The organism is Arthrobacter sp. fls2-241-R2A-200 (assembly GCF_030209745.1).
Classification (GTDB): domain Bacteria; phylum Actinomycetota; class Actinomycetes; order Actinomycetales; family Micrococcaceae; genus Arthrobacter.
Genome location: NZ_JARVRJ010000009.1, coordinates 111,042 through 124,934, shown reverse-complemented (window position 1 = coordinate 124,934; position 13,893 = coordinate 111,042). Strand labels below are relative to the sequence as shown.

The 13,893-nt window shown below is 62.6% G+C and carries 14 protein-coding genes; 5 read left to right on the top strand and 9 right to left on the bottom strand.

Annotated elements, in window-relative coordinates; all coding sequences use genetic code 11:
* Positions 1–13 precede the first annotated feature (13 nt).
* A complete protein-coding gene (locus tag QRN42_RS10580; protein ID WP_284979142.1) occupies positions 14–631 on the bottom strand; it encodes a TetR/AcrR family transcriptional regulator in 618 nt (205 codons plus the stop codon).
* A gap of 302 nt (positions 632–933) precedes the next feature.
* Between QRN42_RS10580 and QRN42_RS10575 the strand changes: the two genes are divergently transcribed.
* Both QRN42_RS10575 and QRN42_RS10570 read left to right on the top strand, forming a co-directional pair.
* Entirely contained in the window at positions 934–1,863 is a 930-nt protein-coding gene (locus QRN42_RS10575; protein WP_284979141.1) for a cytochrome b/b6 domain-containing protein, read from the top strand.
* A gap of 192 nt (positions 1,864–2,055) precedes the next feature.
* Positions 2,056–2,766 carry a queuosine precursor transporter gene (locus QRN42_RS10570; RefSeq protein ID WP_284975691.1) on the top strand — a complete coding sequence of 237 codons (711 nt, stop codon included), beginning with the start codon at positions 2,056–2,058 and terminating at the stop codon, positions 2,764–2,766.
* A gap of 1 nt (position 2,767) precedes the next feature.
* Here QRN42_RS10570 and tgt read toward each other — a convergent pair whose 3' ends face one another.
* The 5 genes from tgt to QRN42_RS10545 all read right to left on the bottom strand — a co-directional run bounded on the left by tgt (position 2,768) and on the right by QRN42_RS10545 (position 7,338).
* A complete protein-coding gene (gene tgt / locus QRN42_RS10565) occupies positions 2,768–3,997 on the bottom strand; it encodes a tRNA guanosine(34) transglycosylase Tgt (protein WP_350224879.1) in 1,230 nt (409 codons plus the stop codon).
* A gap of 237 nt (positions 3,998–4,234) precedes the next feature.
* Positions 4,235–4,945, bottom strand: coding sequence for an SRPBCC family protein (locus QRN42_RS10560; RefSeq protein WP_284979139.1), 711 nt, complete (start codon positions 4,943–4,945; stop codon positions 4,235–4,237).
* A gap of 77 nt (positions 4,946–5,022) precedes the next feature.
* Entirely contained in the window at positions 5,023–5,967 is a 945-nt protein-coding gene (locus tag QRN42_RS10555; protein ID WP_284979138.1) for a DUF6707 family protein, read from the bottom strand.
* Positions 5,968–6,040: 73 nt separating this feature from the next.
* Positions 6,041–6,580, bottom strand: a complete 540-nt coding sequence (locus QRN42_RS10550) for an NUDIX hydrolase family protein (RefSeq protein WP_284975688.1) — start codon at positions 6,578–6,580, stop codon at positions 6,041–6,043.
* 77 nt (positions 6,581–6,657) lie between these two features.
* Positions 6,658–7,338, bottom strand: a complete 681-nt coding sequence (locus QRN42_RS10545) for a hypothetical protein (RefSeq protein ID WP_350224874.1) — start codon at positions 7,336–7,338, stop codon at positions 6,658–6,660.
* Positions 7,339–7,508: 170 nt separating this feature from the next.
* On the opposite strand from QRN42_RS10545, the gene QRN42_RS10540 reads away from it, so the two are divergent.
* Positions 7,509–8,105 (top strand): YdeI/OmpD-associated family protein, encoded by a 597-nt coding sequence (locus QRN42_RS10540; RefSeq protein ID WP_284979136.1) that lies wholly within the window; start codon positions 7,509–7,511, stop codon positions 8,103–8,105.
* A 33-nt stretch (positions 8,106–8,138) separates the two neighbouring features.
* On the opposite strand, the gene QRN42_RS10535 is transcribed toward QRN42_RS10540, so the two are convergent.
* Positions 8,139–9,314 (bottom strand): glycoside hydrolase family 76 protein, encoded by a 1,176-nt coding sequence (locus QRN42_RS10535; protein WP_284979135.1) that lies wholly within the window; start codon positions 9,312–9,314, stop codon positions 8,139–8,141.
* 92 nt (positions 9,315–9,406) lie between these two features.
* On the opposite strand from QRN42_RS10535, the gene QRN42_RS10530 reads away from it, so the two are divergent.
* Together QRN42_RS10530 and QRN42_RS10525 are read left to right on the top strand one after the other, a co-directional pair.
* Positions 9,407–10,219, top strand: a complete 813-nt coding sequence (locus QRN42_RS10530; RefSeq protein ID WP_284979134.1) for an SDR family NAD(P)-dependent oxidoreductase — start codon at positions 9,407–9,409, stop codon at positions 10,217–10,219.
* Positions 10,219–11,487, top strand: coding sequence for an acyl-CoA dehydrogenase family protein (locus tag QRN42_RS10525; protein ID WP_284979440.1), 1,269 nt, complete (start codon positions 10,219–10,221; stop codon positions 11,485–11,487). The genes QRN42_RS10530 and QRN42_RS10525 overlap by 1 nt, the downstream gene beginning before the upstream one ends.
* A gap of 18 nt (positions 11,488–11,505) precedes the next feature.
* Here the strand turns inward: QRN42_RS10525 and QRN42_RS10520 are convergent, their stop codons facing one another.
* Together QRN42_RS10520 and QRN42_RS10515 are read right to left on the bottom strand one after the other, a co-directional pair.
* Positions 11,506–12,333, bottom strand: a complete 828-nt coding sequence (locus QRN42_RS10520; RefSeq protein ID WP_284979132.1) for a DUF1684 domain-containing protein — start codon at positions 12,331–12,333, stop codon at positions 11,506–11,508.
* Positions 12,334–12,601: 268 nt separating this feature from the next.
* Complete coding sequence (locus tag QRN42_RS10515; protein WP_284979131.1) at positions 12,602–13,888, bottom strand: Ig-like domain-containing protein; 1,287 nt, start codon at positions 13,886–13,888, stop codon at positions 12,602–12,604.
* Positions 13,889–13,893 lie beyond the last annotated feature (5 nt).

Sequence of the window (13,893 nt, the reverse complement as noted above, 5' to 3'; positions counted from 1 at the left end):
GGACGGTTGCCAGCTAGCGAAGCAGCCGCTCCACCAGCACGGCTGCGGCCTCGACAACCTCGTCTGCTGCCCTTTTGGACGAGCTAAACGCCACCTCGCGGCCTCCAACAGTCACGATGTCCGTGATGACGGCGACCGTGAGCCGGCCCAAAGTGTCGTTGTTGGCGCCGAGGAGCACCGAGTTTTGCCGTACCCATTCCCGTCCGCGTTCGCGGCGCAGCACCTCGAATCCCGGGGGAGTGTCGCCTTCGATGAAGACCCGTTCAAGTGCACGGTGCTTCCAGGTGTAGTCGAAGTAGCTCCGGCTCCCCACGTTGAACAACGCGAGGGGATCGGCCTCCCCGGCCCGGCGCTCCTTGGCTACCGCGGCAGCGACAATCCTCTCGTGCTCGTTTTGGTAGTCATCCCAGAGTGCCAGGAAAAGCTCGGTCTTCCCCCCGAAATGGTGGTAAAGGCTGCCCACGCTGGACCCGGCGCGGGCCACGATATCCGAGATGCTGGCGTCCGTGAAACCGTGCTCGACGAACACTTGGCGGGCCGCCTCCAAAAGGTTCCTGCGGGTGGCCGCCGTCCGGGTCCATTGCCAGGACGCCACGCTGGTGGCTACCTCCGATGTTTTGCGGACCATCATCGCGACTCCTCACAGGGCAGCGGACAAGCCGAAATCTTTGACCGGTTACTTCCTGGAATCCTACCTTCCAAGAATTCCACATAGCCAACCCCAAACCTTGACGCATGCTGAAGCGGCAGGAAATAATTCTGGAAGTCGGTTCTAGAAAGACATGTTCCGGCTTATCCCCGAATGCTGCGATTTTTGACGTCGAACGCCCCGAAACCCCGGTGGACGTTTTCCCCGTCGGGCTGCAACTGGTTGAATCTCTACGAGAGCGCCAACTGGTCGCACGCCAACAAGCCAGAGAGGAACGCGGCCTGATGTCCGTTTCAAGCAAGTCGTCCGGGATCACGTCGAACAGGTGGTTCAAACCCGTCGTCGTTACGGTAGGGGCCCTCGTGGTAGCGCTGATCCTGGTGTTGGTTGCCCAATGGCTCAGGACCCTTCAACCGGTCCAGCAGTTCCTCCGGGACTACCCGGGGCACTCCGCCATTCCTGAAGGAACACCCACGGGCTTCCCGGCGTGGCTCGGCTGGCAACACTTCCTCAACATGTTCTTCATTGTCCTGATCATCCGTTCGGGGTGGCAGGTCCGAACCACTACGCGCCCTCCGGCGTACTGGACCAGGAACAACAAAGGGCTGATCAAGACCAAGAATCCGCCTACCAAGATCAGTTTGGACCTGTGGTTCCACCTGACTTTGGACGCCCTCTGGATGCTGAACGGCCTCATCTTCATCGTGTTGCTCTTCGCCACAGGCCAGTGGTTGAGGATCGTTCCCACCAACTGGGACGTCTTCCCGAACGCGCTCTCGGCCGGGCTGCAGTATGCCTCGTTGAACTGGCCGCTGGAGAATGGCTGGAACAACTACAACAGCCTGCAGCTGCTGACCTATTTCCTTACCGTCTTCATTGCCGCGCCGCTGGCCATCATCACCGGTATCCGGATGTCCGGGGCCTGGCCCAAGAAGGCAGCGGTCAACAAGGTCTACCCCATTGAAGTGGCGCGAAGGATCCACTTCCCGGTGATGATCTACTTTGTGGCTTTCGTGATCGTTCACGTGACCTTGGTACTGGCCACCGGAGCGCTGAACAACCTGAACCATATGTACGCCTCAAGCAACGACGACAACTGGTGGGGTTTCGGCATCTTTGCCGCGTCCATCGTCGTTACCGCCGCTGCTTGGTTCCTGGCCAGCCCGTTGTTCCTCCGGCCCGTGGCGTCCCTGATGGGTAAGGTCTCCCGCTAGGACGCACCACCCAGCCGCAGCGCACCCGTCAATGCTTTCTCTACGGAGTTGGTTTGGGGGTGCTGGTTTGGAGGTGCCGGGGTGGGAGAATGAAAGTCGATGCCGGGCGTGATGCCCCACCGACCAGTGCTAATACAGCGGGGCTTCCTCCTCACCAGGGCGCCTGCGCAAACCACTATGAACGGATGACCCATGACCACGCCTTCCGGCTCCAGTACCCTGAGCAAGCCAGCGCCGCGCTTCGCCTCGATCGGATCGCCCAACTTTGGCATCCTTCTGGCCATCATGGCTGTAGTGCTGATCCTGTCCAACATCGGGGCTTCCAAGGGCGTTGTCATCGGCCCGATCATCACCGACGGTGGGTTCTTCCTCTTTCCCTTGGCCTACATCCTCGGTGACGTCATGAGCGAGGTCTATGGTTTCAGGGCCAACCGCAAGGCCATCTTCACCACGTTCACCCTCTCGGTGTTCGCCTCGCTCTGCTACTGGGTCATCATCGCGCTCCCCGGCTTCAACGACGATTTCGGAACCGCCAAGCAAGCAGCCATCGAGGGCGCTTTGGGCCCGGTTCCCCAGATTGTCCTTGCCTCGCTCCTTGCATTCCTCACGGGTCAGACCATCAACTCATGGATACTCGTGAAGATGAAGGCGCGGTCGGGTGAAAAATCCCTGTGGGCCCGCCTCATGGGCTCCTCCGGCGTGGGCGAATTCGTGGACACACTGATCTTTTGCAGCATCGCGGCCTCGGTCATCGGCATCACAGACGTCGGTTCGTTCGTCAATTACGTCCTTGCAGGCTTCCTGTACAAGACCGGCGTGCAGTACCTGTTGGTTCCGGTGACTGTCCTGGTGGTGCGTTGGATCAAGAAGCGGGAGCCGAGCTACGGCTTGGTTGCGGCGTAGCCTACGAGTAGTACCTACCAAGGGTCTCCGCCTTGAACTCGAAGAAGTCCCCTGACTCGATGGCAAGCCGGGCATCATCGACGATTTTCACCACGAAACGTTCATTGTGGATTGAGATGAGGGTGGCAGAGAGCATCTCCTTGGCCTTGTACAGGTGGTGGATGTAGGCGCGGGAGTAGTTGGCGCAGGCGTAGCAGTCACAGCTGTCCTGCAGCGGCCCAAAGTCTTTCTTGTAACGCGCCCCGGACAGGTTGAAGCGGCCAGAGGGTGTGTAGAACGCGGAATTCCGGGCAACACGAGTGGGGGAGACGCAATCGAAAGTGTCTGCTCCGTTTTCGATGGCCGTGAAGATATCGTCCGGCTCGGAAATTCCCAGCAGGTGCCGGGGCTTGTCCTCGGGAAGTTCCTCGTTACACCACCGGACGATCGTGCCGAGGTTTTCCTTCTCCAACGCCCCGCCGATTCCGTACCCGTCAAAAGGCATGCTGCCCAGGTCCTGGCACGCTTTGCGCCGAAGGTCCTCGTACTGGGCGCCCTGAATGACGCCGAATAACGCCTGATACGGTTTGCCGACCCGCCCGGACGTCAGCCGCTCATGCTCGGCCAGGCACCGAAGAGCCCACAGCCGTGTCCGTTCAAGGGACTCTTCCTGGTAACCCCGCGAGTTCTGCAACGTGGTGAGCTCATCGAACGCGAACATGATATCGGCGCCGATTTGATGCTGGACCTGCATGGAGATCTCCGGTGAGAAGCGGTGCAGGTCCCCGTTCAAGTGCGACTTGAACCAGACGCCGTCGTCGTCGATGTGCGCCAAGCGTTCCTTGCCCGGGGCCACCGCGTCATCCGGGCCTGAGTTGTCCACGTTCTTCATGTCGATGACCTTCTTGAACCCCGAGCCCAAGCTCATCACCTGGAATCCGCCCGAGTCCGTAAAGGTGGGACCGGACCAGTTCATGAAAGCACCCAAACCACCCGCGGCGTCGAGAATCTCCGGTCCAGGCTGAAGGTACAGGTGGTACGCGTTGGCGAGCACTGCCTGCGCGCCCAGTTGTGCGATGGACTCCGGGAGGACGGCCTTGACCGTCGCTTTAGTCCCGACGGCGATGAACGCGGGGGTCTGGATGGTTCCGTGCGGCGTGGTGATGGTCCCGGTCCTGCCCAGGAAGGCGCCGCCGTTGGCGTCCACCAGGGCGTCCGACGGCGAACACGTTTCGGCAAGGCGCTGACCCACGGAGAAGGAGAACCCGGATTGCCGGCCAGGCAGAAGTGACTGCTCGAGCGGGCCCGTTGCGGCTGCTCGGGAGGATACGACTGATGGGCTGGGCTGGGCGGAGGCCGCAGCGGACACACCTGGAGCGGGAACGGAACTTGGCACGCTTCCCAGTCTGCCAGCTTTACGCACCGAACCCGGCAATAGCCAGCCTGCATCGGCCCGCAGCGAACAGGCTTAGGGCGGCGCTTCCCAAACTCAGGAGCTGTACTTCTCCGCCTTCCAGTTGTCCCACGATGACCGGATGTCCGCCAACGCGTGGGCACCAAGATCGTACGTTGAGGCAATCACCATTGACCCGCCGTCGGGCCTCTTATCCGGAATGGGCAGTTGTTCGGCGACGATGAGCAGCCCGTCGCCGTGCTCCGCGTAGCTATGTACGGTGACCCCGACTTGATGCCGACTCTTGAACCAAACACGGCCGGACAGGGACTCACCGGTGGGTAGTGTGAGCGAGTATTCGTCACCAATAGGCGGCAGATCGCCAAGGCCCAGTTGTTCGATTGCCGGACCGCCGCTGCCCGGGACCGAAAGGAAGTGCGTACGCCGGTGGCCGTGCGGATGACGTTCCACAGCGAACCGCAGTTGCTGCAGGAAGGTCAGCCAGCCCTGGGTGATGTCCTCATCCCATTCCGCCCACTCCGAATTGTGGTCCAGGGCAGCCCTGGTCACCGACACTTCGGTGCCCCCGGAGACAGGATGCAGTTCGAAAACATCCCCGCCATTGACGGTCAGGCTGGTGTGATCCGGCCCCTCCACAACGTCGGGGGAGAAATAGATGTGCTTGATTTCATCGGCGAGATCATCGGCTTCCCAGCCGTGCCATTGAGCCACCAATGACGGTTCGCGCAACATAGCCCAAACCTGCCGCGCGTCAGCATTAACCACAACGCTCAGATTGTTCGTCATGGCCCCGAATCTACCGCCGTTCGGGCGCGCGGAACAGGTCTTGACAGCACGCGAGGTACTCGGCATAGGACGGTGCCTCAGGCGCGGACGGCTTCCAACTCATTACCGATGCGCCGACTCAACTCTCCCTCATCGATCGTCTTGGAACCGCCATGGGCGCGCAGGAACAGCAGCGACTCGAGCCTTAGGAAACGCCACTCGCGCTCGGCCTCCGAATTGCCGCTGTCGATGGCGCGGGAAATCTCTTTGTCGTACAGATTTGGTTCGTTCAGACCCCGCTGCCGGACGCGGGCGTTGATGAGGGCCTTGAACGGGTCCTCTTCCTGGGACTCCGGAGCACGCAGCAGCTTTTCGTAGACCGATGCCCGATCGCCCTGGCCGGCCTCCCGGCAGATGAAGCTCGATAAAGCGAGGGCGCGTTCGATCGAGGCCCAGCGGTCCAGGTTCCCGTCGAAGGGCAGCACGTTCAACAGGTCCGCTACAGCCAACGCATGGTCCGGGTCCCGGTGCACGATGCAGAGGTCGAACGCCAGATCGCTGAGGTCCCGCAGGCAGCTGCCGGATTTGGTGTTGATGCCCTTCGCGAGCCGCTCGGCCAGGACTTGCACGCCGCTCTTGCCTTGATGCCCCGCAGCAGCAGCGCGAACCACAGCTTCCGGTGTTCCGTCCGGTTGCGGGATGAGGGCCATTTCTTCGGCGGTAGGCCCGGTGTGCGCGGGCGGTGCTTCCGGGCGGGGAGGCACCACGACGGCGGCTGCTGCGGGAGTGCCCGTCTCCGGTCCGGCGGAGGTGCTGGAGTCCGGGTCACCTACCGGCACATTGGAGCCGACCGCGATCCGCACCGTTCCGCCGTCGACTGTTGTGACAAGCACCAGAGCGGGCACCCCGTAATCGTCATTCTGCACCTCCACGCCGCGGATTTCCTCGGCGGGACCGTCTCCGGGCGGGAAGACGAAATCTCCGGGCTGCAGGTCCCCAGCCTGCTTTTCTTTGTATTGCTGTGAGGCTGGGCTGTGAGTCATCGGATGTCCTTTGGTTCTCTTGGGGTCCGCCGTCCAGTCTACAAAGACCAGCCGAGTTCAGGGGCGGGACCCGCTAGATGGCGACGCCCGAGAATGCCAGGGCTTGCCGTACCAGGTTTCCGCGGCCACCTTCGAATTCCTGCTGAACATCGTCGCTTAGCACCTCCTGCGGGGTCATCCACGTCAGTTCCAGGGCGTCTTGGCGGGGCTCGCATTCGCCCGTGACGGGAATGACGTACACCAACGAGACGGCGTGTTGGCGGTCATCGGTGAAGCCCGTCTGGGAAGGCGCGGGGAAGTACTCTGCCACTGTGAACGGGACAGGGCTGATGGGCAATTGGGGGAAAGCCAAGGGCCCGAGGTCCTTCTCCATGTGCCTGAGGAGGGCTCCGCGGATGGTCTCGCGGTACAGCACGCGGCCGGAAACGAGGTACCGCACCATGTTTCCATCGGCGTCCCCTTGCAGGAGGGTGCCGACTTCATTGACGTAGCCGAGCGGATCCAGCCTGACCGGAACGGCCTCCACATAAACCATGGGGAGGCGGCCGCGGGCTTCGAAGAGGTCTTCATCGGAAAGCCAGCCTGGATACGGGTCAGGTGTACGAACGCTCATGGTTAAGTTCTACCGCATGCGCACCCGAAGTTCGGTGGTGGCCGCACGGCGCCACCCCGGTTACGCTCTCGGCGACATTAGCCGGGCGTTACCTCCGGCGCCCGTTCCACCACGATTGACGCGGGTGCTGAGCCACCGGCGGCGTCCGGGTTGGCCACGTACAAAACGTCGTCGCTGATTCGCGCCTCAACACCAGCTTCAGTGAGCCTGCGCAGCAGTGGTTCCGGATCGGCGTCGTACTCGAAGGCGAGGTCGCCCGAGGTCGCTTCAGTGCCGTGCAGCACCCGGAGGATACCGCCATTCTTGGTGGTGAAGGTCGCTGATGCGTCGTCCGAGTCGCGGGGACGGGCACCGATGTTGCGCAGCTCTTGGGCGGACCCGTCGACGTCGGGACTCACCCAGACGGCAACCACGGTGAGTGCCTGATCGGCTTCGCCCGATGTTGCCCAGGTGCCATCGGCAGCGCGTTCGGCCTGCTCCGCCAGGAACGTGAAGCCATCCTTGGCGGAGATCCGTACCGCCGCGCCATGGGACGCCTCCGTCAGCTCGGCCCGGGTTCCGTCTTCGCGGGTTCGGCGCGCGAACTCGTCGAGGCCGCCGACCTCCACACCAAAGACAGTGGTGCCGTCCTCTGGCGAGCCGGGTTCCGCGGCATGCAGCGCCAAGCGGCCGGACCCGGCGTCGAACTCGTGCCACTCAGGGTGGTTCCCGACGCTCACTAAACCCAAGGCAGAGAGGAGTTCGGTCCAGGGCTTCATGCGGGAGGTGAAATGGATTGGCCGGGCTCGCAGCATTGGTCCTCCTGGTGATGGGTGCGCTGTTTCCGGACTGCGCGTTTCCAGACTATGCCGTGGCGGCTGATCCCAGTAGGCGCGGTCCACAGCGAGGCACTTTTCACATCAGCGGCGGCTCACTGCAGAATGGTCCCATGCCCGTTGAGCTTGAAGAACTTCTGGTCAAAGACGCCGCCGAATGGCGCGCTTGGCTCTCCGCGAACGCGGCCACGAGTCCTGGAGTGTGGCTTGTTTTGCACAAGAAGGGCGGGAACGTCACGGACTTGGACTACGACGCGGCGCTGGACGAGGCACTGTGCTTCGGTTGGATCGATGGCCAAGTGAAGGGCCGGGATGCCGAGAGCTTCGTCCAGCGAATGACCCCCCGTGGACCGAGGAGTATCTGGTCGGCGCGAAATGTCGGGCACATTGCGCGGCTCGAATCCGAGGGCAAAATGACCGAGGCAGGCCGGGCCGCCGTCGAGGCCGCGAAAGCCAACGGCCGTTGGGAGGCTGCCTACTCGGGGTCTGCCGACTTGGTGGTTCCGGAGGATCTCGCAGCTGCCATTGCTGCTGTTCCTGAAGCGCAAGCGATGTTCGATGTCCTGACGTCCCAGAACCGGTTCGCACTGGTCCACCGCACCAACTTGGTTAAGAGGCCGGAGACGCGAGCGCGGAAGATTGCCGGGTTCGTCGAGATGCTCGCCCGCCACGAAGCCCCGTATCCGCAGAAGAAGCGTCCGGCCCCCTGACCTGGCCCTGCCGCCCTCTATATGGGCCGGGGCTCACAAGGTTGCCGCGGCTTCGAACGCCATCCAGGCTTGCAGCTGGGTGGAAAGTTCGACGGCGACGCCGTCCGGATACGTCTGCTGTGCCGGGCGCAGGGGATCGGGGGAGAAGACCAGCGACGGGACATGCTTATGGCCTTGTGGGCGGTCCGCGGCGTCATTGCGGCCATCCCAGAACGCCTCGGCCGTATCGTGGACCAGAGTCCGGGCGATGCTACGGGTAGCTGCTCCAAGCCTTTCGTCGCGGGCAGCCAATGCCAGATAGCGCAGCAGGATTCCGGTGAAAAGTCCTCCATCGCCGCTGCCTTCGCCGCGGATCACGTGTGAGCCCGGGACGGTCAATTCCCGATTAACCGCCTCAACCAGGTGGCGTGCCCGGTGGAGATTGTGCTCGCCACCGAGTTCCAACAAGGCGCCCAGGACAGGTCCTTGGTTATAGGTGTAGATCCGGTCCTCCAGTGTGGTTTGGCCCTTTTTAAGGTGCAGCCCGTCCTGATAGAGGCCGAGTTGCGGATCCATGAGGTTGGCGTTCAGCCAATCCACCAAGGACTGGGCCTTGGGCCGGTGGGCCGTTCGGGCGAAATACAGGGCTACCGGTGCGGTTGCCGGGGTGTTCTTGAAGTCACGTTTGGTGCTCCAGAATGTTCCCCCGCCGAGGTCATCCGTTGAGGCCGACTCGAGCTGGGGCGTCAAGGAACGCCGGACGGTTTCGTAACGCTTTTGGCCCGGTTTCCCTGCATCCTTGGCAAGTTTTTCAAGCCTTAGTGCAGAAAGGGCCAGCCACGCCATGTCGTCATAGTAGGAATTGACGAACCGGAAAAAGTTGCGCATACGGATGGTGCCAACCAGCTGTGACGCCAGGCTGCCCGCACTGGGGCGGGAACCGCCGTCGAACCTCACTCCGGTGGCGAGTTCGCGGCGCCCGGCATCCACCAAGCAGTCCACGTAATGCGCCTGCCACCAGTAATGCCACGGACCCACGAGTCCCCACAGGCGATTTGACGGAAGCGCCACCGAGCCGATGTGGGTGCCTGGCAGGAACAGCAGCCGGTGTCCAAAGCTCCTCGTGACGGCACGCGCGGCGTCGTCAGCACGGGATGCCCAGTCCGATGCCAACCCGGTGGGGCCGACGTTCGACGCCGGGACGTGGTCTGGCTGCTCGTGTTCAGACATGGAACCAGCCTAGCGGCAGGTCACCGGGTGCGCGTCAGCCGGATTTCAGTTAACATGCATTAACAGATTTGGGTCTGCATCAAGGAGGATGAATGGACATCAAGGGCGCTGTCGCGTTGATTACCGGAGGGGCATCCGGCTTGGGAGCCGCAACAGCCAAGCGATTGTTCGACGCCGGTGCCTCCGTGGTGCTGGTGGACCTGCCGCAGTCGGGCGGTCAAGCATACGCCGAGGAGCTCAACGGCGGGGCGGGCGCCGGCGAGCCGAGCGGCACCGGGCCCAAGGCAGTCTTCGCACCCGCGGATGTCACCAACGAAGCCCAAGTGCAGGCAGCCGTCGACGCCGCGACCTCCTTGGGGCCGCTACGCATCGTGGTCAACTGTGCAGGCATTGCCACTCCCGGAAAAGTCCTGGGACGCGACGGGGTCCTGCCGTTGGAAACGTTCAACAAAGTCATCCAGATCAACCTCGTGGGGACATTCAACGTCATCCGCCTCGCAGCCGCGGCCATGGTGGAGACCGAACCCGTTTCCACCGAGTTGGGTGGTCCCGAACGCGGGGTCATCGTCAACACTGCCTCTGTTGCGGCGTTCGAAGGGCAAATCGGCCAGCCTGCCTATGCTGCCTCGAAGGGAGCCGTGGCGGCTATGACCCTCCCTCTGGCGCGGGAGTTTGCGAGGTCGCTGATCCGGGTTGCCACGATCGCACCTGGCATCTTTGAGACGCCGATGATGGCCGGCCTGCCACAAGCCGCGCAAGACTCCTTGGGCGAGCAGGTCCCACACCCGGCGCGCCTGGGCCGTGCCGCCGAATACGCCAACCTGGCCGCTCACATCGTGGAGAACGCCATGCTTAACGGCGAGACCATCCGGCTCGACGGCGCCATCCGGATGGGACTGAAATGATGGGTCTTCAGAAGGCTCCTGCAGCTTCGCCAGGTTCCTTCGGATCAGCCCCGTCCTTGGCCGACCTGCCCACGGCGGACTTCTTCGACTTCGAATCTCTGCTCAGCGTCCAAGAGCAACGCAAACTCAACGAACTCCGCGCCTTCCTGGCCACCGAGATCGCCCCATACGCGGGCCAGTGGTGGAACAAAGCCGAGTTCCCGGATCACATACTTCCCAAACTGGCCGCACTGCGCCTCAGTGCTCCGGCCCAGCGGGGATACACGCACCTCTTCGCAGGCCTCGTGATCGCCGAAATGACGCGGGTGGATACCTCCATTGCCACCTTCTTCATGGTCCACCACGATCTCTTCGTCGAATCGCTGTACGACTTCGGCAGTGACGCACAGCAAGACCGCTACCTTGACGACGCCTCGAACCTGCGCACCACGGGCGCCTTCGCACTGACCGAACCGGACCATGGTTCTGACGTGGCTGGGGGCATGCAGACCACCGCCCGCCGTGTTGAGCGCGCAGAGTCCGACGGCGGGGACTACTGGGTGCTTAACGGCGCCAAACGCTGGATCGGCAATGGGACGTTTTGCAACTACATGCTGGTGTGGGCCAAGGACGAGGCTGATTCATCGATCCGGGCCTTCATCGTGGACGCTTCGCTGCCGGGGATCACACGCAGCCGCATTGAGAACAAGATTGCCCTCCGCACCGTCCAGAACGCCGACATTGTTTTCCGCGATGTCGAGGTTGCAGAAGCAGACCGTTTCGCCGGAATCAGCAGTTTTGCCGATACCAACCATCTCCTCCGGGGCTCTCGGATCATGGTGGCCTGGCAGGCCGTGGGCCAACAATTGGCCGCCTTCGACGTTGCCCGGCGATACGCCGTCGAACGTATGCAGTTCGGCAAGCCGCTCGCGAAGTTCCAGCTCATCCAGCAGCACCTGGTGGACATGCTGGGAAACGCCGTGGCCAGCATGGGGATGATGGTGCGGATCGCACAACTCCAAGAGGATATTTACACCGATGCCCAAGGCACACGGCATGGAGGGGCCGCGATGGCGCAGGTAGCGCTGGCCAAAGCCTATTGCAGTGCCCGTATGCGCGAAACGGTCGCCCTGGGGAGGGGTGTGTTGGGTGGCAACGGGATAGTCACCGACTACGGGATCGCAAAGATCTTTGCCGATGCCGAGGCCATATACACCTACGAGGGCTCCTACGAGATCAACTCGCTCATCGTGGGCCGCGCGGTGACAGGGGTCTCGGCCATCGTCTAGCCGCGAAGTGGGCGGGGCCTACTCCGCCGGGATTTTTTCGCCCGCTTCGACCCTCACATCGATGGAATTCCCCCGGACAGGCATCGGGCAGGTCCCGTAGGGCGTGAAGGCGCTGGGATAGTTGATGGAGCGGTTGAAGTCGATGACCACCGACCCGTCAGGCCGCGGGCGGGGGATGGACACCTTTCGCCACTCGTCCGTAGTGTCGCCGTTGGTCTCATCGTGGAAGGTGACCGTCAGGGCGCCCAACTTCTCCTCTTCAGCGTGCAGCCGAATATCGTGGTCGATGCCCGGTGCACGGAACACGACTTCTCCTACGGAACGGTGGATGCCGTCAACCAAGGGGTTGGCGGTGCCAATGGGGACATCCAGCGGCTCTGCGTAGGCCTCGAAGCGACCTCCGATGACCCAGCCCGGGTTGTAGTCGTACGTGGGCACGGCAGAGAACCCGGTCAGGACCGGAGAGCCGTTGTCCCGGGTGCGAATAGCGTACTTGTCCGCACGCATGGCAAGTTCAACAACTACTTGCTTACCGTCCGCGCCTCCGTACTGGACCCAGAGGAGCGATTCTTCGTCCTTCAGGGTTGCACTCGCGGTCCCCTCGACGGCATCGCCGTTCTCTACGAACGTGAGGCCGTCCCCTGCGCTCGCGGTGAGGAATGCGGTTGTGCCGTCAGTGGACCATAGCCCAGGGACAAGGTCGAGCGTGGTGGGCTCATCCGGCAGCCACTGGAAGGACGTGAGCGTCAGCCATCCGTGGCCCGCAGCGAGGGCTGCGTTTCGGCCCGCACGGAATCGCTGCCAACGTGCAATTTGGGCATCGATGGTTGTGCTGGGCGAGCTCATTGTTCTCCTTGGGCCAAGTCAGGTAGTGCGCAGCGGTTGCAGTTTGATCAACCATTTGCCCGCTTCCTGCATTCCCACCAGCCTAGCGTTGCTCCCCTGCGGGGCAGGAGGTAGTGCCAGAGATGTTGTGGGTGGTGACGGCTCGCGCTGACCCCCAACCCATGTCAGCGCGAGCCGTGATTAAGGGACTAAGAGTGCGCCGGACATGTGCAAGCATGTTCCGGCGCACTCTTCAGTCATGTCGGGGAATTCCTTGTTCAACGGGCTCCTAGTGCGAGCGCCGCCGGGCCCGGCGCGCACCTGCATATGCCAGGAGCGATCCGACGGCGAGGAGGCCTGCCGCGACGAGGAGAACACCGGGTCCCTGAGCGCCTGTACTGGCCAATTGCCCCGATACGGTGGGAGCCGGCGCCTGCGCGGACGGCTGCTTGGTGGTCACTGCAACTGCCGCCATGGTGCTGGGAGCAGGCGTTGCGGTGCTCGGCGTTGGGGTTGGGGTGGACGTGCTTGGGGTTGAAGTGGGCGTCGCCGTGCTCGGAGCTGGCGTCGGGGTGGCGGTGCTCGGCGTTGGCGTTGGGGTGGGTGCCGCGGTGCCGTCTCCGCTGCCCCCTGCGTTGGTCCGGCGCGTTTGGGCGCCCACGATGCTTTCCCGTCCCTGAATGCTTACCGTGCCGTTGTTTTGGTACACATCCAGCGAAGCATCAGTGACGGGCGTTACGACGAAAAGCTCAACGTGCTCGCCCTTCGGGAGGCCTTTCCAAGAAACCGTGACTTTTTGTGGGGAACAATCAACCGTGGCTGGATACTGGGCGTCGTCGTAGGGTTCGCTCACTTTGCCGTCTGCGTTCAGGTTCTTGCCCACGCGCGGTGTAACGCGGCTGCAGTCGATAGCCATTCCTGCAGCAGGGGTATCAGTAATGACGACGTCGTTGGTACGGGAAGTCATGGCAGGCATGTAGAAGATGGATTCCAATTCGGTCTGCGCTGGATCTGACCACCACATGGCTTTACCGACTGACGTCGGGCCCGCTGGATCGCAGTTGACTGTGCACGGGCCATTAACCGCAACGGGAACACGCACCACCGTGGATCCCACGGAGAAATTCAATTGGGTTGAACCACCAGCTCCCGGTTGCACCGCGTACTGGGTGGTGAAGTTGCACGCTCCACCGACGTTCAAGGGATGAGTGGCGACGAAGTCCGTCAGAGTGAAGACCACCAGGCCCTGGGGATTCGCCACGGCGGTGGCAACGGTTTGCCCGGTTTTGTTGTTGAGGTCAAAGGTGGAACTTCCGAACCATCGAAGTTCGGCAGGAAGTTGCAGGCTGAAAGTATCGCCGGGCTTCGAATTATCGGGGACCGACCACTCACAGGTCAGGTCTACCTGGTCCCATTGCTGGGTCACTGCGGAGGTGGTGCTGATACTGATGCGGGCGCCCGGAATGTCGGCGGCATTCGCCGGCGTCGCTAACAGGCCGATCCCCAAAACCGTCATTGCGGCAGCCAAGAGTGCTGCCACCACAGAGGCGGCCTTGAGATGGAAGTGGTTCATCATGGTGA

Excerpts from the sequence above, each read along its gene's own strand:
- QRN42_RS10580 (WP_284979142.1), bottom strand. The coding sequence starts at position 631 with ATGATGGTCCGCAAAACATCGGAGGTAGCCACCAGCGTGGCGTCCTGG.
- QRN42_RS10575 (WP_284979141.1), top strand. The coding sequence starts at position 934 with ATGTCCGTTTCAAGCAAGTCGTCCGGGATCACGTCGAACAGGTGGTTC.
- QRN42_RS10570 (WP_284975691.1), top strand. The coding sequence starts at position 2,056 with ATGACCACGCCTTCCGGCTCCAGTACCCTGAGCAAGCCAGCGCCGCGC.
- QRN42_RS10560 (WP_284979139.1), bottom strand. The coding sequence starts at position 4,945 with ATGACGAACAATCTGAGCGTTGTGGTTAATGCTGACGCGCGGCAGGTT.
- QRN42_RS10555 (WP_284979138.1), bottom strand. The coding sequence starts at position 5,967 with ATGACTCACAGCCCAGCCTCACAGCAATACAAAGAAAAGCAGGCTGGG.
- QRN42_RS10550 (WP_284975688.1), bottom strand. The coding sequence starts at position 6,580 with ATGAGCGTTCGTACACCTGACCCGTATCCAGGCTGGCTTTCCGATGAA.
- QRN42_RS10545 (WP_350224874.1), bottom strand. The coding sequence starts at position 7,338 with ATGAAGCCCTGGACCGAACTCCTCTCTGCCTTGGGTTTAGTGAGCGTC.
- QRN42_RS10540 (WP_284979136.1), top strand. The coding sequence starts at position 7,509 with ATGCCCGTTGAGCTTGAAGAACTTCTGGTCAAAGACGCCGCCGAATGG.
- QRN42_RS10535 (WP_284979135.1), bottom strand. The coding sequence starts at position 9,314 with ATGTCTGAACACGAGCAGCCAGACCACGTCCCGGCGTCGAACGTCGGC.
- QRN42_RS10530 (WP_284979134.1), top strand. The coding sequence starts at position 9,407 with ATGGACATCAAGGGCGCTGTCGCGTTGATTACCGGAGGGGCATCCGGC.
- QRN42_RS10525 (WP_284979440.1), top strand. The coding sequence starts at position 10,219 with ATGGGTCTTCAGAAGGCTCCTGCAGCTTCGCCAGGTTCCTTCGGATCA.
- QRN42_RS10520 (WP_284979132.1), bottom strand. The coding sequence starts at position 12,333 with ATGAGCTCGCCCAGCACAACCATCGATGCCCAAATTGCACGTTGGCAG.
- QRN42_RS10515 (WP_284979131.1), bottom strand. The coding sequence starts at position 13,888 with ATGATGAACCACTTCCATCTCAAGGCCGCCTCTGTGGTGGCAGCACTC.